Source organism: Streptomyces sp. NPDC006140, from assembly GCF_040628815.1.
Lineage (GTDB): Bacteria > Actinomycetota > Actinomycetes > Streptomycetales > Streptomycetaceae > Streptomyces.
Map to the genome: position 1 here is coordinate 24,097 of NZ_JBEXTS010000015.1, position 21,986 is coordinate 46,082.

A 21,986-nucleotide genomic window follows, 5' to 3' on the forward strand; every position below is an offset into this window, starting at 1 on the left:
GACCGAACAATCGGTAGGTGAGGCGCGTCACAGCCGACGTGCCTCTCGAAGCTCCCACGAGGAGGTGCCGTCATGACGGTCATGGAGCAGCGGGGCGCGTACCGGCCGACCCCGCCGCCCGCCTGGCAGCCGCGCATGGATCCCGCGCCGCTGCTGCCCGACGCCGAGCCGTACCGCGTCCTCGGCACCGAGGCGGCCGCGCAGGCCGACCCGGAGCTGCTTCGGCGGCTCTACGCGGAGCTGGTGAAGGGCCGCCGCTACAACGCGCAGGCCACCGCGCTCACCAAGCAGGGCCGTCTCGCGGTCTACCCCTCCACCACCGGCCAGGAGGCCTGCGAGGTCGCCGCCGCGCTGGTCCTCAAGGAGCAGGACTGGCTCTTCCCGAGCTACCGCGACACCCTCGCCGTGGTGGCCCGCGGGGTGGACCCCGTCGAGGCGCTGACCCTGCTGCGCGGCGACTGGCACACCGGCTACGACCCCTACGAGCACCGCGTCGCGCCCCTGTGCACGCCGCTCGCCACGCAGCTGCCGCACGCCGTGGGCCTCGCGCACGCCGCCCGTCTCAAGGGCGACGACGTCGTCGCGCTGGCCATGGTCGGCGACGGCGGCACCAGCGAGGGCGACTTCCACGAGGCGCTGAACTTCGCCGCCGTCTGGCAGGCCCCGGTCGTCTTCCTGGTGCAGAACAACGGCTTCGCGATCTCCGTCCCGCTCGCCAAGCAGACCGCGGCGCCGTCGCTGGCCCACAAGGCCGTCGGCTACGGCATGCCCGGCCGCCTGGTCGACGGCAACGACGCCGCCGCCGTGCACGAGGTGCTCTCCGACGCCGTACAGCACGCGCGTGAGGGCGGCGGCCCCACCCTCGTCGAGGCCATCACCTACCGCGTCGACGCCCACACCAACGCCGACGACGCGACCCGCTACCGCGCTGACACCGAGGTCGAGACCTGGCGCGCGCACGACCCGATCCAGCTGCTGGAGCGGGAGCTGACCGCGCGCGGCCTGCTCGACGAGGCCGGCATCGAGGCCGCCCGGCAGGACGCCGAGACCATGGCGGCGGCCCTGCGCGAGCGCATGAACCAGGACCCGGCCCTGGACCCCATGGACCTGTTCACCCACGTCTACGCCGAGCCCACCCCGCAACTGCGCGAGCAGCAGGCCCGGCTGCGGGCCGAGCTGGAGGCCGAGGCCGACGCCGAGCCCGAGGGGGGCACGCACCGATGACCACCGTCGCCGTCAAGCCGGCCACCATGGCGCAGGCCCTCACGCGCGCGCTGCGCGACGCCATGGCCGCCGACCCCGCCGTGCACGTCATGGGCGAGGACGTCGGCACCCTCGGCGGCGTCTTCCGCGTCACCGACGGACTCGCCAAGGAGTTCGGCGAGGACCGCTGCACGGACACCCCGCTGGCCGAGGCGGGCATCCTCGGCACCGCCGTCGGCATGGCCATGTACGGACTGCGCCCGGTCGTGGAGATGCAGTTCGACGCGTTCGCCTACCCGGCGTTCGAACAGCTCATCTCGCACGTCTCCCGGATGCGCAACCGCACCCGCGGCGCCATGCCCCTGCCGATCACCATCCGCGTCCCCTACGGCGGCGGCATCGGCGGCGTCGAGCACCACAGCGACTCCTCCGAGGCGTACTACATGGCGACCCCGGGGCTCCATGTCGTCACGCCCGCGACCGTCGCCGACGCCTACGGGCTGCTGCGCGCCGCCATCGCCTCCGACGACCCGGTCGTCTTCCTGGAACCGAAGCGGCTGTACTGGTCGAAGGACGTCTGGAACCCCGAGGGGCCGACGCCCGTTGAGCCGATAGGCCGCGCGGTGGTGCGGCGCTCGGGCCGGAGCGCCACGCTCATCACGTACGGGCCGTCCGTACCCGTCTGCCTGGAGGCGGCCGAGGCGGCCCGGGCCGAGGGCTGGGACCTCGAAGTCGTCGACCTGCGCTCCCTGGTGCCGTTCGACGACGAGACGGTGTGCGCCTCGGTGCGGCGGACGGGACGCGCGGTCGTCGTCCACGAGTCGGGCTCCTTCGGGGGCCCGGGCGGGGAGATCGCGGCCCGGGTCACGGAGCGCTGCTTCCACCACCTGGAGGCGCCGGTGCTGCGCGTGGCCGGGTTCGACGTCCCGTACCCGCCGCCGATGCTGGAGCGCCACCACCTGCCCGGTGTAGACCGGATCCTGGACGCCGTGGGGCGCCTGCAGTGGGAGGCCGAGAGCTGATGGCACAGGTGCTGGAGTTCAAGCTGCCCGACCTCGGTGAGGGGCTCACCGAGGCGGAGATCGTCCGCTGGCTCGTCGAGGTCGGCGACGTCGTCGCCGTCGACCAGCCGGTCGTCGAGGTCGAGACGGCCAAGGCGATGGTCGAGGTGCCCTGCCCCTACGGCGGCGTGGTCACGGCCCGCTTCGGCGAGGAGGGCACCGAACTGCCCGTCGGGGCACCGCTGATCACGGTCGCGGTGGGGGAGCGGCCGCCGTCCGGCGACGGCACGGCGGGAGCCGGGAACGAGGGCTCGGGCAACGTCCTCGTCGGGTACGGCACGTCGCAGGCGCCCGCGCGGCGACGGCGGGTGCGGCCGGACCGGCCGATGACGGGGGCGGCCCATGGCCAGGGTGCCGCCGTCCCGACGGCGGTGAACGGCCGGGCCGGTGACGCCGAGGCGGAGGACGGCCCGGTCCCCGTGATCTCGCCCCTGGTCCGCCGGCTGGCCCGGCAGAACGGCATCGACCTGCGGGAGCTGACCGGCTCCGGCCCCGACGGGCTGATCCTGCGGGCGGACGTGGAGTACGCCCTGCGCGCCGCCGCCCCGGCGGGCGCGGCGGCCCCCACGGCTGAGCCGCACGCCCGTGTGCCGCAGGTGACGAGCCCGTCCCTCGCCCAGGCCACCGCACCACGGCCCTCCGCCACCGCGGCCCCCGGCGAGACCCGCATCCCCCTCAAGGGCGTCCGCGGCGCCGTCGCCGAGAAGCTGGCCCGCAGCCGCCGGGAGATCCCGGACGCCACCTGCTGGGTGGACGCCGACGCCACGGAGCTGATGCGGGCGCGCACGGCCATGAACGCGGCCGGCGGACCGAAGATCTCCCTCCTGGCCCTGCTGGCCCGGATCTGCACGGCTGCCCTCGCCCGCTTCCCGGAACTCAACGCCACGGTGGACGCGGAGGCCAGGGAGGTCGTCCGCTTCGACCACGTACACCTGGGCTTCGCGGCGCAGACCGACCGGGGACTCGTCGTCCCGGTCGTACGGGACGCGCACGCCCGCGACGCCGAGTCGCTGACCGCGGAGTTCGCCCGGCTGACCGAGGCGGGCCGCGCCGGGACGCTGACGCCGGCGGACCTCACCGGCGGGACCTTCACGCTGAACAACTACGGGGTCTTCGGCGTCGACGGCTCCACGCCGATCATCAACCACCCCGAGGCCGCCATGCTCGGCGTCGGCCGCATCGTCCCCAAGCCCTGGGTGCACGAGGGCGAGCTGGCGGTGCGCCAGGTCGTCCAGCTCTCCCTCACGTTCGACCACCGGGTGTGCGACGGCGGCGTGGCGGGCGGCTTCCTGCGCTACGTGGCGGACTGCGTGGAGCAACCGGCGGTGCTGCTGCGGACGCTGTGATTCCTGTTCCCGGCCTGAGCAGGCGCCCTTGATCGTGCCGGTTCCCCCGCGTTCCCTGTGATCGCGGGGGCACGCATACTCGGGGGGTGACCGCCTACGAGCCCCCCGGACGACCCGGTGCCGGCACCGGCCCCGCGCAGCGGGCGGACCCCGCCGCGGACCCCGCCGCGTACGACGCCGTGCACGACGTCGCGTACGACGCCGTCGTGCTCGCCGGAGGTGCCGCCCGGCGTCTCGGCGGCGCCGACAAACCCGGTGTGCGCGTGGGCGGGCGGGCCCTGCTCGACCGTGTGCTCGCCGCGTGCGGCGGCGCCCGCACCACCGTCGTGGTCGCCGCGCCCCGGCCGACCGTACGCCCCGTGACCTGGGCCCGGGAGGACCCGCCCGGCGGCGGTCCGCTCGCCGCGCTCGGCGCCGGGCTGGGGCCCATCACCGCGGAGCACGTCGTGGTGCTCTCCGCCGACCTGCCGTTCCTCCAGGAGCGGACCGTCGGGCGGCTGCTGGACACGCTCCGCACGAGCGGGGCCGACGGCGTGCTGCTGACCGACCCCGACGGCCGCGACCAGCCGCTCGTGGCCGCGTACCGCACGCGCCGCCTGCACGAGACGCTGGAACTCCTCGCCGGGAGACACGGCGGTCTGGACGGCCTCCCGCTGCGGCGCCTCGTCGCCGAGCTGGATCTCACCCGCGTCCTGGATCCCGTCGCGTCGTTCGACTGCGACACCTGGGACGACATCGCCACCGCCAGGGCACGCATCAGGGAGCATGGTCACGTGTTGGATGAATGGATTTCCGCCGTCAAGGACGAACTGGGGATCGACCTCGACGTCGACACCCGCGCCCTGCTCGACCTCGCCCGCGACGCCGCCCACGGTGTGGCCAGGCCCGCGGCGCCGCTGACCACCTTCCTCGTCGGCTACGCGGCCGCGCGGGCCGGCTCAGGCCCCGAGGCGGTCGCGGAGGCGTCCCGCAAGGCCGCGGCCCTCGCGGCCCGCTGGGCGGAGGAGAACACCTCGAAGACCCAGTCCGCCGGCTCCGCTCAGCCCGCCGCCCCGGCCCAGGCCGACGCCTCGGTCCAGGCCCCCGCTTCGGACCAGGCCGACGTCGCCCCCGATGCCACGCCCGACACCCGCCCGGACGCCGGATGACCCCGCACGGCACCCGCGCCGGTGAGGACGCCGAGGACCTCGACGTCGAGGAGGTGCTCGCCCTCGTGAGGAACAGCAACAGCACCCCTCCGCCCGACCCCGCCGCCCGAGGCGAGACGGACGGCACCCGCACACCGCACCGGCCGGACACCCGCCACCACGCCACCCCCTGGCCCGAGGCCCGTGCCCACGCCGAACGCGCCGCCCGGAGCGCCGCCCGGGCCGCCCGCCGCGCCCCCGTCACCGTGCCTCTCGACGCCGCCCTCGGCCTCACCCTGGCCGCCCCGCTCGACGCCCTCACCGACCTCCCCTCCTTCGACACCTCCGCGATGGACGGCTGGGCGGTCGTCGGACCCGCCCCCTGGGCCGTACGGGACGAGGGCGTCCTGGCCGGGCACGCCACCCCAGCGCCCCTCACCGACGGCGAGGCCGTCCCGATCGCCACCGGCGCCCGCATCCCCCCGGACACCACCGCCGTCCTGCGCAGCGAGCACGGCCGCACCGACGACAAGGGCCGCCTGCACGCCACCCGGGACGTCGTCCCCGGCCAGGACATCCGCCCGCGCGGCCAGGAGTGCCGCAGCGGCGATCAGCTCCTCCCCGCCGGCACCCTCGTCACCCCGGCCGTCCTCGGACTCGCCGCTGCGGCCGGATACGACACGGTCACCGCCGTCCCCCGCCCCCGCGCCGCCCTCCTGGTCCTCGGCGACGAACTGCTCACCGAAGGACGCCCGCACGACGGCCTGATCCGGGACGCGCTCGGCCCGATGCTGCCGCCCTGGCTGCGCGCGCTCGGAGCCGAGGTCACCGCCGTACGACGGATCCGTGACGACGCCGACGCCCTGCACGAGGCGATCGCCACGGCCGACGCCGACGTCATCGTCACCACCGGCGGCACCGCCGCGGGCCCGGTCGACCACCTCCACCCCACCCTGCGCCGGATCGGCGCCGAACTCCTCGTGGACGGCGTCAAGGTGCGCCCGGGCCACCCCATGCTGCTGGCCCGTACCGGCGAGACCCAGCACCTCGTCGGCCTGCCGGGCAACCCGCTCGCCGCGGTCTCCGGGCTGCTGACCCTCGCCGAGCCGCTGCTGCGGACCCTCGCGGCCCGCCCGGCCCCGGAGCCGTACACCCTGCCGCTCCGGGACGCCGTGCAGGGGCACCCCCACGACACCCGGCTCGTTCCCGTAGTGCTGCGCGGAGACCAGGCCGTGCCGCTGCACTACAACGGCCCGGCCATGCTCCGCGGCATCGCGGCGGCCGACGCGCTGGCCGTCGTGCCACCGGGGGGTACACGTCCCGGGCAGGAGGCGGAACTGCTCGACCTGCCCTGGGCGTCCGCAGGAATCGGGGTGTGTTTCACGTGAAACTTCCGGGCCAGGACGCGATCGCCCGCCAGGCGGACGAGCATTTGGTGACCCATAGGGTGAAGCTCCCGAGGAAAGTGGTGGAACATCCGATCCGCCAGGTCGTCAAGCGGCTCTCCATGGCATTGGTGGTCCTCGTCGTGACCGCGCTGATCGTCTACGCCGACCGCGACGGCTACAACGACAACGCGGGTGGCGGCCTCACCCTCCTCGACGCCTTCTACTACGCGACCGTCACCCTCTCCACCACCGGCTACGGTGACATCACCCCCGCCGGCGACGCCGCCCGGCTCACGAACATCCTCGTCATCACGCCCCTGCGCGTGCTGTTCCTGATCATCCTGGTCGGTACCACCCTCGAGGCCCTCACCGAACGCACCCGGGAGGAGTGGCGACTGACCCGCTGGAGGTCCACGTTGCGTGATCACACCGTCGTCATCGGCTTCGGCACGAAGGGCAGGTCGGCGATCCGGACCGTCTGCGCGACGGGTCTGAAGAAGGAGCAGGTCGTCGTGGTCGACCCGAGCTCCAAGGTGATCGATGCCGCGACCGCCGAGGGTTACACGGGCATCGTCGGGGACGCGACCCGCAGCGAGGTGCTCAAGCGGGCCGAGGTCCACAAGGCGCGGCAGATCATCATCGCGACCCAGCGTGACGACACGGCGGTCCTGGTGACGCTGACGGCCCGGCAGCTCAACCGCGGGGCGAAGATCGTCGCCACGGTGCGGGAGGAGGAGAACGCGCCGCTGGTCAAGCAGTCGGGCGCCGACGCCGTCATCACCAGCGCCAGCGCCGCCGGCCGGCTGCTCGGACTGTCCGTGCTCAGCCCCTCGGCCGGCATGGTGATGGAGGACCTCATCCAGCAGGGCAGCGGGCTCGACATCGTCGAACGGCCGGTCGTCAAGGCCGAGGTGGGCAAGACGCCGCGGGAGGTCGCCGACCTGGTGGTGAGCGTCATACGGGGGCACCGCGTGCTCGGCTACGACGATCCGGCCGTCGGGCGGCTGGAGTTGACCGACCGGCTCATCACGATCGTGCGGAAGACACCGGCCACCCAGGTCACCCCCGACATCCGCCCGATGTCCCGCGACTGACCGGCACGACAGCGGACAGCCGGCCGGCCGCACCGGATGGGTGCGTCGGCGCCGATCCGGACGCGCCGGCCGCCCGCGCTCACCCGCGCGTGACGGCCGGTCAGAACCCCAGCACTACTTCCGGTTGTACAGCCGCATCGTGACCGGCCCGAAGACCAGCACGAACAGCCCGGCCCACCCCAGCGACCACGCGACCTCGGCGGCCGGCCAGTCGCCGCCCATCAGTCCGCGCACCGCCGACGCCAGGTGCGTGATGGGGCTGTTGTTGACGAACGCCTGGAGCCAGCCCGGCATGGTCTTCGGGTCGACGAACACGTTCGACAGGAACGTGAGCGGGAAGATCACCATCATGCTGACGCCCATCACCGACTTCTCGGTGCGCAGCATCAGCCCGAACATCGTCCAGATCCACGAGAACGCGAACGAGAACAGCACCAGCAGGGCGATCCCGGCGAGCACGCCGGCGATCCCGCCGTCCGGCCGGTAGCCCAGGATGAGGCCGACCGTGAGCATCACCACGGACGCGATCGTGTACCGCAGGGCGTCACCGAGCAGATAGCCGACCATCGTCGACGGCCGCCAGATCGGCAGGCTGCGGAACCGGTCGAAGACGCCCTTCTCGATGTCGGTGTTCACCGAGACGCCCGTGTACATCGTGATCATCACGACCGACATGACGAGGATGCCCGGCAGCAGGAACTGGATGTACTCCTTCGGCGAGCCGGCCAGCGCCCCGCCGAACAGGTACGTGTACATCAGCACCATCATGATCGGGAACGCCGTGACGTCGAAGAGCTGCTCCGGCACGTGCTTGATCTTCAGGATCGCCCGCCAGCCGAAGGTCATGGAGGCCGACCAGGCGCTGGGCCGCGGCGGCCGGTCCTTGGCGATGAGCAGCGCGGCGAGGGACTCGGCGCTGACGGGGGCGAGTTCCTTGCTCTCGGTGGTCGTCGCGGTGCTCATGCCGCCACCTCGTCCTTCGGGTCGTCAAAGCGGTCGGAGGAGTCGTGCGTGTCGTGTCCGGTGAGGGCGAGGAACACCTCGTCCAGGCTGGGCTGGCCCAGCGAGAAGTTGTCGACGGTGATCCCGGCCCGGGCCAGCTCGCTCAGCGCCCGGGCGGCCTGCTCGGCGGCGGAGTCGTCGCTCGCCGCCGTGCCGAGCCGGGCGGTCAGGGCCACCGGGTCGGGCTCCGGCTGCACCTGGGCGTCCAGGGCCCGGCGCAGCAGGTCGGCCGCCTGGTCGCGCCGGTCGGGATCCCGGAGCCGCAGGTGGACGGACCCGGCTCCGACGGACGACTTCAGCTCGCCCTTGGTGCCCTCGGCGATCACCCGGCCGCGGTCGATGACGGCGATCCGGGACGCCAGCTGGTCGGCCTCGTCCAGGTACTGCGTGGTCAGCAGCACGGTGGTGCCCTGGGCGACCACGGCCCGCACGATGTCCCACACCTGGTTGCGGCTGCGCGGGTCAAGGCCGGTCGTCGGCTCGTCGAGGAACAGCAGGTCGGGGGTGTTGAGGATGGACGCGGCGATGTCGATCCGGCGCCGCATGCCGCCCGAGTAGTGCTTGACCTGCTTCCCGGCCGCCTCCGTCAGCCCGAAGGCCTCCAGGAGCTGGCCGGCACGCTCGCGGGCGGCCTTCTTGTGGTGGCCGAGCAGCCGGCCCAGCAGGACCAGGTTCTCGGTGCCGGTGAGGTCCTCGTCCACCGACGCGTACTGGCCGGTGAGGCTCACCCGGCCGCGCACCTCGTCGGCCTCGCGGACGATGTCGTGGCCGAAGACATGGGCCTCGCCGCCGTCCGGCCGCAGGAGCGTGGCGAGCATCTTCACGGTGGTGGTCTTGCCGGCGCCGTTCGGGCCGAGGACGCCGTAGACCGTGCCCGCGGGCACGGACAGGTCGACTCCGTCGACGGCCCGCGTCTCACCGAACGTCTTCACCAGGCCCGCGGTCTCGATCGCCAGGCCGGACGACTGCGTGCTCATGCTTCGGGTCCTTCCGAGTACGTGGGCTACGCATGGGGAGACCTTTACCGTCACCCAAACTCATCGGTCGCGCACACGGGTTTTCACCGGGACCGGACCAATGGTGTAGACGGAGCCGTTCCGGAGACGGAGCGGACTCCGTCCGGGGACCGAGGGGTAGCGTCCCTCTCATGTATGCGATCACGATTCCCGAACCCGGTGGGCCCGAGGCGCTGGTCTGGGACGAGGTCCCGGATCCCGTGCCCGGCGAGGGCGAGGTCCTGGTCGAGGTGGCGGCCGGGGCCGTCAACCGGGCCGACCTCCTCCAGCGGCAGGGCTTCTACGACCCGCCGCCCGGTGCCTCCCCCTACCCCGGCCTGGAGTGCTCCGGGCGGATCGCCGAGATCGGCCCCGGCGTCTCCGGCTGGAACGTCGGCGACGAGGTGTGCGCGCTGCTCGCCGGCGGCGGTTACGCCGAGAAGGTGGTCGTCCCGGCCGGACAGCTGCTGCCCGTGCCGGACGGCGTCGAGCTGAAGCACGCCGCGGCCCTGCCCGAGGTGGTCTGCACCGTCTGGTCGAACGTCTTCATGATCGCCCACCTGCGCCCCGGCGAGACGCTCCTGGTGCACGGCGGCTCCAGCGGCATCGGCACCATGGCCATCCAGCTGGCCAAGGCCGTCGGCGCCCGGGTCGCCGTCACGGCCGGCACGAAGGAGAAGCTGGACCGGTGCGCGGAGCTGGGCGCCGACATCCTGGTCAACTACCGCGAGCAGGACTTCGTCGAGGAGGTCAGGAAGGCCACGGACGGCGCCGGTGCCGACGTCATCCTCGACAACATGGGCGCGAAGTACCTGGAGCGCAACGTCAAGGCCCTCGCCGTCAACGGCCGGCTCGCGATCATCGGCATGCAGGGCGGCGTCAAGGGCGAGCTGAACATCGGCGCCCTGCTCGCCAAGCGCGCCGCCGTCACCGCGGCGTCCCTGCGCGCCCGGCCGCTGGAGGAGAAGGCGGCCATCGTCGCGGCCGTGCGCGAACACGTCTGGCCCCTGTTCCCCGGCGGCCGTCTCCGCCCGGTCGTCGACCGCGAACTCCCGATGCCGGAGGCGGCCGCCGCCCACCGGGTCGTGGAGGAGAGCGGCCACATCGGCAAGGTGCTGCTGATCGCCCCGCAGGGGGCCTGACCGCCGGCGCCGAGCCCGGGCCCGGCCGCCTCAGATCCGCCGCAGCCGCAGCGCGACGAACGCGAGGCCCAGCCCCAGCCCGATCAGCACCAGCCCGCTGCCCAGCGGCAGGATCCGCAGCACCGGCCCGACCGGGCGCTCGGTGGTCGCGGCCTCCCGTACGGGCTGCTCCGCCGGAGCGGAGGGCTCCGGGGCGGCCTCCCGGGACGCCTCGGGTACGGCGGTGGTGGCGTCGGCGTCCGGCTCCCCGGTGTCCGCCGGCCGCCCGGGCCGCTGCCGCCCCTCACCCGCCCGGCTCCCGGCCCGCGAGGGCTCGCCGGGCCGGGACGGCGCGGAGAGGGCCGACGGGGCGGACGGCGCGGACGGGGCGGATGGCGCGGAGAGGCCCGACGGGGCGGACAGGGCCGATGGGGCGGAGAGGGCCGAAGGGGCGGTCGGAGTGGGCGGAGCGGCGGCGACCGCCCCGGGCCTCGCCCCGGGCCCGGTCTGTTCGTCGTACGAGAGGACGGCACCGTGGGCCGGGACGGAGCCGTACGGTGAGACGACCGCACCCGCCCCCAGGGCGAGCGCCAGTCCCGCCGCCCGCAGTGCGCGCTGCCATGGAGTCACGGGGGTGACCCCCTCCCGCCGTGCCCGGTAGGGCAGATCGGCAAGTTCGGTCAGATAGAGGCCATCAGCCTCACATCGCCCCGGACGTCCGGCATTCCGGGTTCGGCCGACGGGTGGAACCGCCGCACCGTCCGCCCGCCTGCTCCTTTTCACCCGCGAGGGGGAACCGCCCGCCGGGGAGCAACCCGGGGCCAGGGCAACACGTCTCTCCCAGCACGGTGGATCAGCCTCCCGTGGGGGCACCACGGAGGTGAGGTGCAGGCGTGCGAGAGAATGGCGGCATGGAGATGCCGAGGAACGAAAGGTCGCCGGAGAACCCGCAGATCCTGGTCGTGGGCCAGGACGGCATGGCGCTCGGCGGCGGCAGCGGAGACGAGGAGTCCCGCGAGACCCCGGTCACGGAACAGGTGGAGCAGCCCGCCAAGGTCATGCGGATCGGCAGCATGATCAAGCAGCTTCTGGAGGAAGTGCGCGCGGCTCCCCTGGACGAGGCCAGCCGGGTCCGGCTCAAGGAGATCCACGCCAGCTCGGTGAAGGAGCTGGAGGACGGTCTGGCGCCCGAGCTGGTCGAGGAGCTGGAGCGGCTCTCCCTGCCGTTCACGGACGAGGCGACCCCGAGCGACGCGGAGCTGCGCATCGCCCAGGCCCAGCTGGTCGGCTGGCTGGAGGGGCTGTTCCACGGCATCCAGACCACGCTGTTCGCCCAGCAGATGGCGGCCCGCGCCCAGCTGGAGCAGATGCGCCGCGCCCTCCCGCCGGGCGTCGGCCACGACGGCCTCGACGAGCAGCACCCGGGCGGCCGCTCGGGCGGCCCGTACCTGTAGGCCTCCCAGGGACGACAAGGGGCCCGGCGGCCGAAGCCGCCGGGCCCTTCCTCATGTCCGGGCCGTCAGGACGGCGGGTTGCCCGTCGAGACGCCGAGCTCGATCTCGGGCATGTTCTTCGGGTCGACGTCGGTGTCGGCGGACGGGAACTGGTTCATGACCGTGCCGTCGCCGTACGTGTTCTCGTCGACGTCCGTGATCTTCACCTGCCAGCCGGCCGCCTGCAGGCAGGCCTTGACCGACGTGATGTCCTTGAACTTGAAGTTCGGGATCCGGATCTTCTCGGGGTCGTTGTAGGACTCCTGCGGCTCCGTGCACTCCTCCGTGTCGATCGTCTTGGAGGTGTCCGGGCCCCGGTAGCCGGGCTTCTTGTCCGCGGAAGCCGGCGCCGACGCCGACGCGGACGCGCTCGCGTCGCCGCCCCCGCCCGTGTTCTCCTCGCCGCCGCCGTTCAGCAGGAGCGCCGTGACCAGGCCGCCGACCGCGATGACGGACACGATGACCGAGCCGATGATCACCGGCCGGTTGCTCCGGCCGCCGCCCGAGGAGCCGGGCGAGGTCGGGGGCGTGAGGTTGTACGGCGGCGGGGTCGAGGAGCCCGGCTGCGGGGAGTAGCCGGCCGGGGACGGCGTCTGGTAGCCGCCCTGCTGCGGATAGCCGTAGGCCGGGGACGGCGCCGAGGGGGCGGGTGTGCCGTACGGGTTCGGCGGCGGGGTCGGCTGGTACGGCGTCTGGACCTGGCCCGAGGGCGGCGGGGTCGCCTGGTCGACCGGCGGGAAGACGGCCGAGCCGACGCCCGCGCCGCTCGGGGTCTGCGCGCCCGGGACGATGCTGGGCGGCGCGGCCTGGAAGGAGGCCGCCACGCGCAGGCACTCGTCGCGCATGGCCTCGGCGCTCGGGAAGCGCTCGTTCGGGTTCTTCTTCAGGGCGCGGGCGATCAGCGCGTCCACGGCCGGGGGCAGCGCGCGGTTCACCGAGGACGGGACCGGCGGCTCCTCCTGGACGTGCGCATACGCTATGGCCAGCGGCGAGTCCGCGTCGAAGGGCAGCCGCCCGGTGACCAGTTGGAACAGCATGATGCCGACCGAGTACAGGTCGGAGCGGGCGTCCACACCACGGCCGAGGGCCTGTTCCGGCGAGAGGTACTGCGGGGTGCCGACGACCATGCCGGTCTGCGTCATCGACGTCACACCGGACTGCATGGCGCGGGCGATGCCGAAGTCCATGACCTTGACCACGCCGCGCTTGGTCATCATCACGTTGCCCGGCTTGATGTCGCGGTGGACCAGGCCCATCTCGTGGCTGATCTCCAGCGCGGCCAGCACGTCGGCGGTGATCTTCAGCGCCTTGTCGGCGGGCATCGCGCCCTGCTGCCGGACGTCCTCGTCGAGGACCGAGCCGAGCGGGCGGCCCTCGACGTACTCCATGACGATGTACGGCGTCGTCATGCCGTCGAGGGTGTCCTCGCCGGTGTCGAAGACCGAGACGATGTTGGTGTGCGTGAGCTTGGCCACGGCCTGGGCCTCGCGGCGGAACCGCTCGCGGAAGGCCTGTTCCCGTCCGAGATCCGTGTGAAGTGTCTTGATCGCGACCTGTCGGTCGAGCACGCTGTCGTAGGCGAGGTGCACCGAGGCCATGCCGCCCTGGCCGAGGAGGTCACGCAGCCGATAGCGGCCACTGGCGAGCGCCCGCCCCGTGTGCTGGCCCTGTGCGCCGTCCTGGCTCATGTTCCCTGTCCCCCGTAGCCCCTGAAGGCGCCGCCGACTGGTGTGTGTCCGTCGTTGATCCAAACCGCCATTCCCGGCCAAGTCTGCCCCAGGGCACTGACACGTCAAGCGCGGTGCCCGTTCCGTGACCGTACGCGAAGGAAGCGTCGCGGAAGCGTTACAGGGGGCGTACGGCCGGTGCACAGAATTTGCACGACAGTACGGAGTAAAGGTTTCATGGCCCGTCCGTCCCGTGCCGGTCCTGGCACCCGTCTCGGACCGGAGGCTTGCGCGGAGGCTGTAGCGTGGCCGACGGAGACCGTAACAACACCGCGCGCACCGCGGGCAGAAACGACGGCGAGGACTGATGGCACAGCAGCAGCGCGCTCAGGGCCCGTCCGACCCCGAGGCGACTGGCGGCGGCATGTCGGACGCGCCGGAGTCCTGGGGCAACGGCGGGCTGGTCGGGGACGGCCGGTACCGGCTGACCCACAGACTCGGCCGGGGCGGCATGGCCGAGGTGTTCGCAGCCGAGGACGTCCGCCTCGGACGCACCGTCGCCGTCAAGCTGCTCCGCTCCGACCTCGCCGAGGACCCGGTGTCCAAGGCGCGCTTCACGCGCGAGGCCCAGTCGGTGGCCGGCCTCAACCACCACGCGATCGTCGCCGTGTACGACTCCGGCGAGGACTTCGTGGGCGGCCAGTCCGTGCCGTACATCGTCATGGAGCTGGTCGAGGGCCGCACCATCCGCGACCTGCTGCTGAACGCCGAGGCGCCCGGCCCCGAGCAGGCGCTGATCATCGTCTCGGGCGTCCTGGAGGCGCTCGCCTACTCGCACCAGCACGGCATCGTGCACCGCGACATCAAGCCGGCCAACGTCATCATCACGCACAACGGCGCCGTGAAGGTGATGGACTTCGGCATCGCCCGCGCCCTGCACGGCGCGTCCACGACGATGACGCAGACCGGCATGGTCATGGGCACCCCGCAGTACCTCTCCCCCGAGCAGGCCCTCGGCAAGGCCGTCGACCACCGCTCCGACCTGTACGCCACCGGCTGCCTGCTCTACGAGCTGCTCGCGCTGCGCCCGCCGTTCACCGGCGAGACCCCGCTGTCGGTGGTCTACCAGCACGTCCAGGACATCCCGACGCCGCCGTCCGAGGCCTCCGACGCCTGCCCGCCGGAGCTGGACGGCCTGGCCATGCGCGCGCTCGCCAAGGAGCCCGACGACCGTTTCCAGACGGCCGAGGAGATGCGCGGACTGGTCCAGTACGCGCTGCAGATGCTCTACGACCAGGGCGGCCACACCGGCACCTGGAACACCGGCCCGGTCGACATGCACGAGGGCCGGCACACCCCGTCGGGCGGCTTCGCCGGCACGGCCGTCATGGGCCACCCCGGGGACGCCTCCGGCACCACGCAGATCCCCTCGCCGATCCTGCCCTCCGGCTACGGCGGCGGGGACGACGGCGGCTTCGAGGGCAACGGCAACAAGGGCAGCGGCCGGGGCAAGCTGTGGATCCTCGCCGTGCTCGCGGTGATCGCCATCGCCGCGGGTGTCGCCCTGGCCCTGCAGAACACCGGTGACAACAAGGACGACCCGAGCAAGAAGCAGTCGCCGACCTCCTCGCAGACGACCGAGGAGAAGACGCCCAGCGAGACGCCGAGCGACGAGGTCACCGACGAGCCGACCGACACGTCCACGGACGACGGCACCGGCACCGGGAACGGCAACGGCAACTGGACGCCGTCGTACACCCCGTCCTACACGCCGTCGCAGAGCGCCCCCGAGTCGCCCACCGGCGAGCCGACGGGCCAGCCCACCTCCCAGGAGCCGACCGGCGAGCCGACCGACCAGGAGCCCACGGACCCGGGCAGCACGCCGACGGGCGACACGGGCGGCACCGACGCCGGCACCACGACCGGTGTGGTCGGCGGCCCGGGCGGCGAGGGCGGCGGCTGACAGCCGGAGAAACACGTGATCCACGCGCGCGTGGGGCCCGGAGACGGGGCCCACGCGCGCGTGCCGTTTGGGCACGCCGACAAAAGAAGTCTTCCCGTGACCTGGGTCACCGGGTTAACGTGCGGTAGCTCCGGCCTCCTGCAAGGCTGTGACCTGGGCCCCTTCGACGCCTCCCCGATTTACTTGGATATCCAAGCAAAATCGCAGGTCAGGAGGGGTTTCACAGAAATGTGGCGCACTGGGTAACGTGCTTTCTGCAGGGCGCTCGCCGGGGCACCTGTCACGCCCGTTCCCGGCCGAGTGGCACCCACCCCGTGTCCCGTGGGCCGAGAACAGGTGAGCCGCTCCCCCGAGCTCAGAAGAGCAGGGGGGACCCCCAGGCCTACCGGCAACCCCGGGAGCCGGACCGACGGAGGAGCACACGTGACCGTGGAGAGCACTGCCGCGCGCACACCGCGACGCAGCGCCGGAAGCAAGGCCGGCACCACCGGCACCAAGCGCACCACCCGCACCACCGCCAAGAAGGACGCCGGGGCCAAGGGCACCGAGCCCCAGCTCGTGCAGCTGCTGACGCCCGAGGGCAAGCGGGTCAAGAACGCCGAGTTCGACAAGTACGTCGCCGGTGTCACCCCGGAAGAGCTCCGCGGCCTCTACCGCGACATGGTGCTCACCCGCCGCTTCGACGCCGAGGCGACCTCCCTGCAGCGCCAGGGCGAGCTGGGCCTGTGGGCCTCGCTGCTCGGCCAGGAGGCCGCCCAGATCGGCTCCGGCCGGGCCCTGCGCGACGACGACTACGTCTTCCCCACCTACCGCGAACACGGCGTCGCCTGGTGCCGCGGGGTGGACCCGACCAACCTGCTGGGCATGTTCCGCGGCGTGAACAACGGCGGCTGGGACCCGAACGGCAACAACTTCCACCTCTACACGATCGTCATCGGCTCCCAGACGCTGCACGCCACCGGCTACGCCATGGGCGTCGCCAAGGACGGCGCGGACAGCGCGGTGATCGCCTACTTCGGCGACGGCGCCTCCAGCCAGGGCGACGTGGCCGAGTCGTTCACCTTCTCCGCGGTCTACAACGCCCCCGTCGTGTTCTTCTGCCAGAACAACCAGTGGGCCATCTCCGAACCCACCGAGAAGCAGTCCCGCGTGCCGATCTACCAGCGCGCCCAGGGCTTCGGCTTCCCGGGCGTCCGGGTCGACGGCAACGACGTGCTCGGCTGCCTCGCGGTCACCCGGTGGGCCCTGGAGCGGGCCCGCGCCGGCGAGGGCCCGACCCTCGTCGAGGCGTTCACCTACCGCATGGGCGCCCACACCACCTCCGACGACCCGACCCGCTACCGGGGCGACGAGGAGCGCCAGGCCTGGGAGGCCAAGGACCCGATCCTGCGCCTTCGCCGCTATCTGGAGGCCTCAAACCACGCGGACGAGGGATTCTTCGCGGAACTGGAGGCCGAGTCCGAGGCGTTGGGCAAACGAGTGCGCGAGGCGGTCCGTGCCATGCCGGACCCGGACCACTTCGCCATCTTCGAGAACGTCTACGCGGACGGACACGCGCTCGTCGACGAGGAGCGCGCCCAGTTCGCCGCGTACCAGGCGTCGTTCGCCGACGAGGGGGGCAACTGAAATGGCTGAGAAGCTGGCTTTGGCCAAGGCGATCAACGAGTCGCTGCGTCGCGCCCTGGAGTCCGACGACAAGGTCCTGATCATGGGCGAGGACGTCGGCAAGCTCGGCGGTGTGTTCCGTGTGACGGACGGGCTGCAGAAGGACTTCGGCGAGAGCCGCGTCATCGACACCCCGCTCGCCGAGTCGGGCATCGTCGGCACGGCGATCGGCCTGGCCCTGCGCGGCTACCGCCCCGTGGTGGAGATCCAGTTCGACGGCTTCGTCTTCCCGGCGTACGACCAGATCGTCACGCAGCTCGCGAAGATGCACGCCCGCTCGCTCGGCAAGGTCAAGCTCCCGGTCGTCGTGCGCATCCCCTACGGCGGCGGCATCGGCGCGGTGGAGCACCACTCCGAGTCGCCCGAGTCGCTCTTCGCGCACGTGGCGGGCCTGAAGATCGTCAGCCCGTCGAACGCGTCGGACGCGTACTGGATGATGCAGCAGGCCATCCAGAGCGACGACCCGGTGATCTTCTTCGAGCCCAAGCGCCGCTACTGGGACAAGGGCGAGGTCAACACGGAGGCGATCCCGGGCCCGCTGCACAAGGCCCAGGTGGTCCGCGAGGGCACCGACCTGACCCTCGCCGCCTACGGCCCGATGGTGAAGCTCTGCCAGGAGGTCGCGGACGCGGCCGCCGAGGAGGGCAAGAGCCTGGAGGTCCTGGACCTGCGCTCGGTCTCCCCCCTCGACTTCGACTCGATCCAGGCCTCGGTCGAGAAGACCCGCCGCCTGGTCGTCGTCCACGAGGCGCCGGTGTTCTTCGGCTCGGGCGCGGAGATCGCCGCCCGGATCACGGAGCGCTGCTTCTACCACCTGGAGGCCCCGGTGCTCCGCGTCGGCGGCTACCACGCGCCGTACCCGCCGGCCCGCCTGGAGGAGGAGTACCTGCCGAACCTGGACCGGGTGCTGGATGCCGTCGACCGCTCGCTGGCGTACTGAGGAGAGGGTCGTGACGACGATGACGGAAGCGTCCGTGCGCGAGTTCAAGATGCCCGACGTGGGCGAGGGGCTCACGGAGGCGGAGATCCTCAAGTGGTACGTCCAGCCCGGTGACACGGTCACGGACGGCCAGGTGGTGTGCGAGGTGGAGACGGCGAAGGCGGCCGTCGAGCTGCCCATCCCGTACGACGGCGTCGTCCGGGAGCTGCACTTCCCCGAGGGCACCACGGTCGACGTGGGCACGGCGATCATCGCGGTGGACGTGAGCGGCGGGGCCGCGCCGGCCGAGCCACGGCCGGAAGCCGCCCGGGCCGCCGAGGAGCCCAAGGCGGAAGGTTCCGGCTCCGGCCGCCAGCCGGTCCTGGTCGGCTACGGCGTGGCGACCTCGTCCACGCGCCGCCGCCCCCGCAAGGGCCCGGAGGTCCCGGTCCAGCAGGCCTCGACGGCGATCCAGACGGAGCTGAACGGCCACGCGCCGGTGGCCCCGGCCGCCCCTGCCCCGACCGCCCAGGCCGCCCCGGTCACCGCCGGGCGTCCGCTGGCCAAGCCCCCGGTCCGCAAGCTGGCCAAGGACCTGGGCATCGACCTGGCGGCGGTCGTCCCGACCGGCCCGGACGGCATCATCACCCGCGAGGACGTGCACGCGGCGGTGGCCGCCGCCGAGCCGAAGACCCCCGAGCCGTCGGCGGCGCCCGCGGCGCCCGCCCCGGCCGCCGCCCCGGCCTCGTACGACACCGCGCGCGAGACCCGCGTCCCGATCAAGGGCGTCCGCAAGGCGACGGCGGCGGCGATGGTCGGCTCGGCGTTCACCGCGCCGCACGTCACGGAGTTCGTGACGGTCGACGTGACGCGCACGCTGAAGCTGGTCGAGGAGCTGAAGCAGGACAAGGAGTTCGCGGGCCTGCGCGTGAACCCCCTCCTGCTGATCGCCAAGGCGCTGCTCGTCGCGATCAAGCGGAACCCGGACATCAACGCGTCCTGGGACGAGGCGGCCCAGGAGATCGTGGTCAAGCACTACGTGAACCTGGGCATCGCGGCGGCGACCCCGCGCGGTCTGATCGTGCCGAACATCAAGGACGCCCACGCCAAGACGCTGCCGCAGCTGGCCGAGTCGCTGGGCGAGCTGGTGTCCACGGCGCGGGAGGGCAAGACGTCCCCGGCGGCCATGCAGGGCGGCACGGTGACGATCACCAACGTCGGCGTCTTCGGCGTCGACACGGGCACGCCGATCCTCAACCCGGGCGAGTCCGCGATCCTCGCGGTCGGCGCGATCAAGCTCCAGCCGTGGGTCCACAAGGGCAAGGTGAAGCCCCGTCAGGTCACCACCCTGGCCCTCTCCTTCGACCACCGCCTGGTCGACGGCGAGCTGGGCTCGAAGGTCCTGGCCGACGTGGCGGCGATCCTGGAGCAGCCGAAGCGGCTGATCACCTGGGCGTGAGCCGACCGCCCGCGGCCCCCTGCCCCACCCGGGGCGGGGGGCCGCTCGGCGTGTGACCACGAGGGTGAACCTGAGGGGCGCCGACGCGCACAAGAAGCGCCTGGAACTTGCCCAGGTACCTCACAGTAAGCGGTTTAGCCGGACATACGATCACTCTCACCAAGAGATCGACCACTGCCCGGCGTCCAGGGGGGAACCCGGGCACTCCCTCGAAGGTGAGCCAAACCCCCCATGCGCGACGCGATGGTGCTCAAAGCCCAGAGGTTCGTGAACTCCGTCTACGGCAGCCGTATCGGCACCACCGTGGAGGAGACCGGCGAGACCGACTGGGCCACCCTCTACGCACTGACCCGTGCCCTGCAGTACGAGCTGGGCATCACGGCACTGTCCGACAGCTTCGGCCCCACCACACTCTCCACGCTGACCGCCAAGTACCCCAAGCTCAACGCGGACACCGTCCCCTCGCCCGACTTCTGCCGCATCATCCAGGCCGGCCTGTACTGCAAGGGCTACGACGGCAGCGACCTCGACGGCACGTACGGGGAGCGGACCCAGGCGGCCGTCACGAAGCTGAAGACGGACATGGGCGTTCAACGGGCCTTCCCCGGCGCGGATCTGACGCCCAAGGTGTTCAAGGCGCTGCTGACGATGGACGCGTACGTCCTCGGCCCCTCGGGCACCTCGCAGGTCCGCGAGGTCCAGCAGTGGCTCAACGGCCGCTACCTCCAGCGGCAGGACTTCTTCGTCATCGCCTGCGACGGCCGCGTCTCCCGGGACACCACCCGGGCCTTGGTCTTCGGCGTCCAGTACGAGGTCGGCATGGCGGACGGCACCGCCAACGGCAACTTCGGGCCCGGCACCCAGTCGGCCCTGAAGTCGCACCCGGTGAAGCAGGGCGACAAGGGCGTCTACGTCCAGCTGTTCTCCGCCGGGATGGTCGTCAACCGGCGGCCCGTCGCCCTCACCGACACCTTCGACTCCTACCTCGCCTCGGCCGTCCGGGCCTTCCAGACCTTCGTCGCGCTCCCGGCCACGGGAGAGGGCGACTTCTCCACCTTCGCCGCCCTCCTGGCGTCCTACGGCGACCAGTCCCGCCCGGGCCGGGCCTGCGACACCATCGCGATGGTCACCCCGGCGCGGGCGGCCACGCTCAAGGCGGCGGGCATCACGTACGTCGGCCGCTACCTCACCAACCCGAGCGCCAAGTCCCTGCCGGAGAAGGCCATCCAGCCGGGCGAGCTGGCCACCATCGCCCAGCAGGGCCTGCGCTGCTTCCCGATCTACCAGACCGTCAACAACGACGCCGCCGACTTCGACTACGTCGCCGGGCGCACCGCCGGGTACGCGGCGGTCAACGCGGCCCGGGACCACGGTTTCAAGCGGGGCACGCGGATCTTCTTCGCCGTCGACTTCGACGCGATCGACGCCGAGATCACCGCGAACGTCCTGCCGCACTTCAAGGGCATCAAGGAGGCGATGGCGGACTCCGGGAACCCGTACGAGATCGGGGTCTACGGCTCCCGCAACGTCTGCGCGCGGGTCGGTGCGGCCGGCTACTCCACCGCGAGCTTCGTCGCCGACATGTCCTCGGGCTTCGAGGGCAACGCCGGGTACCCGCTGCCGAACGACTGGGCCTACGACCAGTTCGTCATCCGCACCCTCGGCTCGGGCGACGGGCAGCTGGAGGTCGACGTCGACAGCGCCTCGGGGCGGGACACCGGGCAGGGCTCGTTCGACCGGCCGCGGCCCGCCGTCCCGGACGTCGCCTTCGACACCCGCCAGGTGCCGGCGCTGCGGGCCGACCTCGCGCGCTACATGCAGTCGATCGGACGACCCGACATGGGCGGCGTCGGCGATGACGCCAAGCTCTACACCAACGCCCAGGCCGTCGAGGCGATCCAGGACCAGGACGCGCTGATCACCCAGCTGTCGAACACGTACAAGATGCGCAAGGCGCTGATCCAGACGGCCGTCTACTGGGCCCTGCGCGACTACAGCCTCGCCGACCAGGCCACCGACCAGCAGGTGGCCGACCACCATCTGTCGGGCTCCGGCTCGGTCCGCGACTCGCACACCGGCATCGGCGAGATCAGCGCCGCCGACGCCATCCAGGCCTGGAACCACTGCATCGGCTGGGGTTTCGCCACCGGCGACCACCGCGACCCGGCGAAGGACGCCGACCTGTGGGCCGTGTGGCAGCAGCTGAGCAAGGACAACGGGTTCAGTGTGCGCACCGCGGCCCTGGTCCACCTGTGGGGCACCCGGGGCAGGCCCGGCGGTCAACTGCCCCCCGGCGACCGCGTCACCACCCCGCGGTCCATGCGTCTCGACCTCGTCGAGTTCGAGATCACCGAACTCCTGCGCCGCTACCGGGCCTGGGACCCCGACGTGGAGTCCCAGACGCACCAGAGCCTGGCCGTCTACCAGATCTTCGAGAAGTACAACAGCATCGCCCGCAACGCGTGAAACTCCGGAATGAGATC

17 protein-coding genes are annotated in these 21,986 nt (G+C 72.5%); 13 read left to right on the forward strand and 4 right to left on the reverse strand.

The window, feature by feature from the left end:
- The first annotated feature begins 72 nt into the window (after positions 1 to 72).
- The 6 genes from pdhA (ABZ386_RS32270) (at position 73) to ABZ386_RS32295 (ending at position 7,219) form a co-directional block, all read left to right on the forward strand.
- Entirely contained in the window at positions 73 to 1,224 is a 1,152-nt protein-coding gene (gene pdhA, locus ABZ386_RS32270; RefSeq protein ID WP_355718534.1) for a pyruvate dehydrogenase (acetyl-transferring) E1 component subunit alpha, read from the forward strand.
- Positions 1,221 to 2,225, forward strand: coding sequence for an alpha-ketoacid dehydrogenase subunit beta (locus ABZ386_RS32275; RefSeq protein ID WP_351340325.1), 1,005 nt, complete (start codon positions 1,221 to 1,223; stop codon positions 2,223 to 2,225). The genes pdhA (ABZ386_RS32270) and ABZ386_RS32275 overlap by 4 nt, the downstream gene beginning before the upstream one ends.
- On the forward strand, positions 2,225 to 3,610 hold the full coding sequence (locus ABZ386_RS32280; protein ID WP_358967103.1) for a dihydrolipoamide acetyltransferase family protein: 1,386 nt from the start codon (positions 2,225 to 2,227) through the stop codon (positions 3,608 to 3,610). The genes ABZ386_RS32275 and ABZ386_RS32280 overlap by 1 nt, the downstream gene beginning before the upstream one ends.
- 179 nt (positions 3,611 to 3,789) lie before the next feature.
- The gene (locus tag ABZ386_RS32285; protein WP_356503990.1) at positions 3,790 to 4,758 is read left to right on the forward strand and encodes an NTP transferase domain-containing protein; all 969 of its coding nucleotides are present in this window, start codon (positions 3,790 to 3,792) and stop codon (positions 4,756 to 4,758) included.
- The gene (locus tag ABZ386_RS32290; RefSeq protein ID WP_358967106.1) at positions 4,755 to 6,125 is read left to right on the forward strand and encodes a molybdopterin molybdotransferase MoeA; all 1,371 of its coding nucleotides are present in this window, start codon (positions 4,755 to 4,757) and stop codon (positions 6,123 to 6,125) included. Before ABZ386_RS32285 ends, ABZ386_RS32290 begins: the two co-directional genes overlap by 4 nt.
- Positions 6,122 to 7,219: a potassium channel family protein gene (locus ABZ386_RS32295; protein ID WP_114254177.1), complete on the forward strand. Its 1,098-nt coding sequence runs from the start codon at positions 6,122 to 6,124 to the stop codon at positions 7,217 to 7,219. The genes ABZ386_RS32290 and ABZ386_RS32295 overlap by 4 nt, the downstream gene beginning before the upstream one ends.
- Positions 7,220 to 7,333: 114 nt before the next feature.
- Here the strand turns inward: ABZ386_RS32295 and ABZ386_RS32300 are convergent, their stop codons facing one another.
- Together ABZ386_RS32300 and ABZ386_RS32305 are read right to left on the reverse strand one after the other, a co-directional pair.
- Positions 7,334 to 8,182, reverse strand: a complete 849-nt coding sequence (locus tag ABZ386_RS32300) for an ABC transporter permease (RefSeq protein ID WP_351340317.1) — start codon at positions 8,180 to 8,182, stop codon at positions 7,334 to 7,336.
- Positions 8,179 to 9,198, reverse strand: coding sequence for an ATP-binding cassette domain-containing protein (locus ABZ386_RS32305; RefSeq protein ID WP_356616004.1), 1,020 nt, complete (start codon positions 9,196 to 9,198; stop codon positions 8,179 to 8,181). The genes ABZ386_RS32300 and ABZ386_RS32305 overlap by 4 nt, the downstream gene beginning before the upstream one ends.
- A gap of 170 nt (positions 9,199 to 9,368) precedes the next feature.
- Between ABZ386_RS32305 and ABZ386_RS32310 the strand changes: the two genes are divergently transcribed.
- Entirely contained in the window at positions 9,369 to 10,358 is a 990-nt protein-coding gene (locus ABZ386_RS32310) for an NAD(P)H-quinone oxidoreductase (protein ID WP_351340311.1), read from the forward strand.
- Between the two features lie 30 nt (positions 10,359 to 10,388).
- On the opposite strand, the gene ABZ386_RS32315 is transcribed toward ABZ386_RS32310, so the two are convergent.
- Positions 10,389 to 10,967, reverse strand: coding sequence for a hypothetical protein (locus ABZ386_RS32315; protein WP_356671446.1), 579 nt, complete (start codon positions 10,965 to 10,967; stop codon positions 10,389 to 10,391).
- Between the two features lie 281 nt (positions 10,968 to 11,248).
- On the opposite strand from ABZ386_RS32315, the gene ABZ386_RS32320 reads away from it, so the two are divergent.
- Entirely contained in the window at positions 11,249 to 11,791 is a 543-nt protein-coding gene (locus ABZ386_RS32320; RefSeq protein ID WP_031118134.1) for a bacterial proteasome activator family protein, read from the forward strand.
- A 65-nt stretch (positions 11,792 to 11,856) separates the two neighbouring features.
- Here ABZ386_RS32320 and ABZ386_RS32325 read toward each other — a convergent pair whose 3' ends face one another.
- Positions 11,857 to 13,518 carry a protein kinase gene (locus ABZ386_RS32325; RefSeq protein ID WP_358967109.1) on the reverse strand — a complete coding sequence of 554 codons (1,662 nt, stop codon included), beginning with the start codon at positions 13,516 to 13,518 and terminating at the stop codon, positions 11,857 to 11,859.
- Between the two features lie 346 nt (positions 13,519 to 13,864).
- On the opposite strand from ABZ386_RS32325, the gene ABZ386_RS32330 reads away from it, so the two are divergent.
- The 5 genes from ABZ386_RS32330 to ABZ386_RS32350 all read left to right on the forward strand — a co-directional run bounded on the left by ABZ386_RS32330 (position 13,865) and on the right by ABZ386_RS32350 (position 21,969).
- Complete coding sequence (locus tag ABZ386_RS32330) at positions 13,865 to 15,460, forward strand: protein kinase (RefSeq protein ID WP_356503950.1); 1,596 nt, start codon at positions 13,865 to 13,867, stop codon at positions 15,458 to 15,460.
- A gap of 423 nt (positions 15,461 to 15,883) precedes the next feature.
- Entirely contained in the window at positions 15,884 to 17,086 is a 1,203-nt protein-coding gene (pdhA, locus tag ABZ386_RS32335) for a pyruvate dehydrogenase (acetyl-transferring) E1 component subunit alpha (RefSeq protein ID WP_114254184.1), read from the forward strand.
- 1 nt (position 17,087) lies between these two features.
- The gene (locus ABZ386_RS32340) at positions 17,088 to 18,065 is read left to right on the forward strand and encodes an alpha-ketoacid dehydrogenase subunit beta (protein WP_351340299.1); all 978 of its coding nucleotides are present in this window, start codon (positions 17,088 to 17,090) and stop codon (positions 18,063 to 18,065) included.
- Positions 18,066 to 18,084: 19 nt separating this feature from the next.
- Positions 18,085 to 19,503, forward strand: a complete 1,419-nt coding sequence (locus ABZ386_RS32345) for a dihydrolipoamide acetyltransferase family protein (RefSeq protein ID WP_358967242.1) — start codon at positions 18,085 to 18,087, stop codon at positions 19,501 to 19,503.
- A gap of 231 nt (positions 19,504 to 19,734) precedes the next feature.
- Entirely contained in the window at positions 19,735 to 21,969 is a 2,235-nt protein-coding gene (locus ABZ386_RS32350; RefSeq protein ID WP_358967112.1) for a glycoside hydrolase domain-containing protein, read from the forward strand.
- Positions 21,970 to 21,986 lie beyond the last annotated feature (17 nt).

Coding starts and splice junctions, on each gene's coding strand:
- pdhA (WP_355718534.1), top strand. CDS start 73: ATGACGGTCATGGAGCAGCGGGGCGCGTACCGGCCGACCCCGCCGCCC.
- ABZ386_RS32290 (WP_358967106.1), top strand. CDS start 4,755: ATGACCCCGCACGGCACCCGCGCCGGTGAGGACGCCGAGGACCTCGAC.
- ABZ386_RS32300 (WP_351340317.1), bottom strand. CDS start 8,182: ATGAGCACCGCGACGACCACCGAGAGCAAGGAACTCGCCCCCGTCAGC.
- ABZ386_RS32340 (WP_351340299.1), top strand. CDS start 17,088: ATGGCTGAGAAGCTGGCTTTGGCCAAGGCGATCAACGAGTCGCTGCGT.
- ABZ386_RS32320 (WP_031118134.1), top strand. CDS start 11,249: ATGGAGATGCCGAGGAACGAAAGGTCGCCGGAGAACCCGCAGATCCTG.
- ABZ386_RS32305 (WP_356616004.1), bottom strand. CDS start 9,198: ATGAGCACGCAGTCGTCCGGCCTGGCGATCGAGACCGCGGGCCTGGTG.
- ABZ386_RS32310 (WP_351340311.1), top strand. CDS start 9,369: ATGTATGCGATCACGATTCCCGAACCCGGTGGGCCCGAGGCGCTGGTC.
- ABZ386_RS32325 (WP_358967109.1), bottom strand. CDS start 13,518: ATGAGCCAGGACGGCGCACAGGGCCAGCACACGGGGCGGGCGCTCGCC.
- ABZ386_RS32345 (WP_358967242.1), top strand. CDS start 18,085: ATGACGGAAGCGTCCGTGCGCGAGTTCAAGATGCCCGACGTGGGCGAG.
- ABZ386_RS32350 (WP_358967112.1), top strand. CDS start 19,735: ATGCGCGACGCGATGGTGCTCAAAGCCCAGAGGTTCGTGAACTCCGTC.
- ABZ386_RS32280 (WP_358967103.1), top strand. CDS start 2,225: ATGGCACAGGTGCTGGAGTTCAAGCTGCCCGACCTCGGTGAGGGGCTC.
- ABZ386_RS32275 (WP_351340325.1), top strand. CDS start 1,221: ATGACCACCGTCGCCGTCAAGCCGGCCACCATGGCGCAGGCCCTCACG.
- ABZ386_RS32330 (WP_356503950.1), top strand. CDS start 13,865: ATGGCACAGCAGCAGCGCGCTCAGGGCCCGTCCGACCCCGAGGCGACT.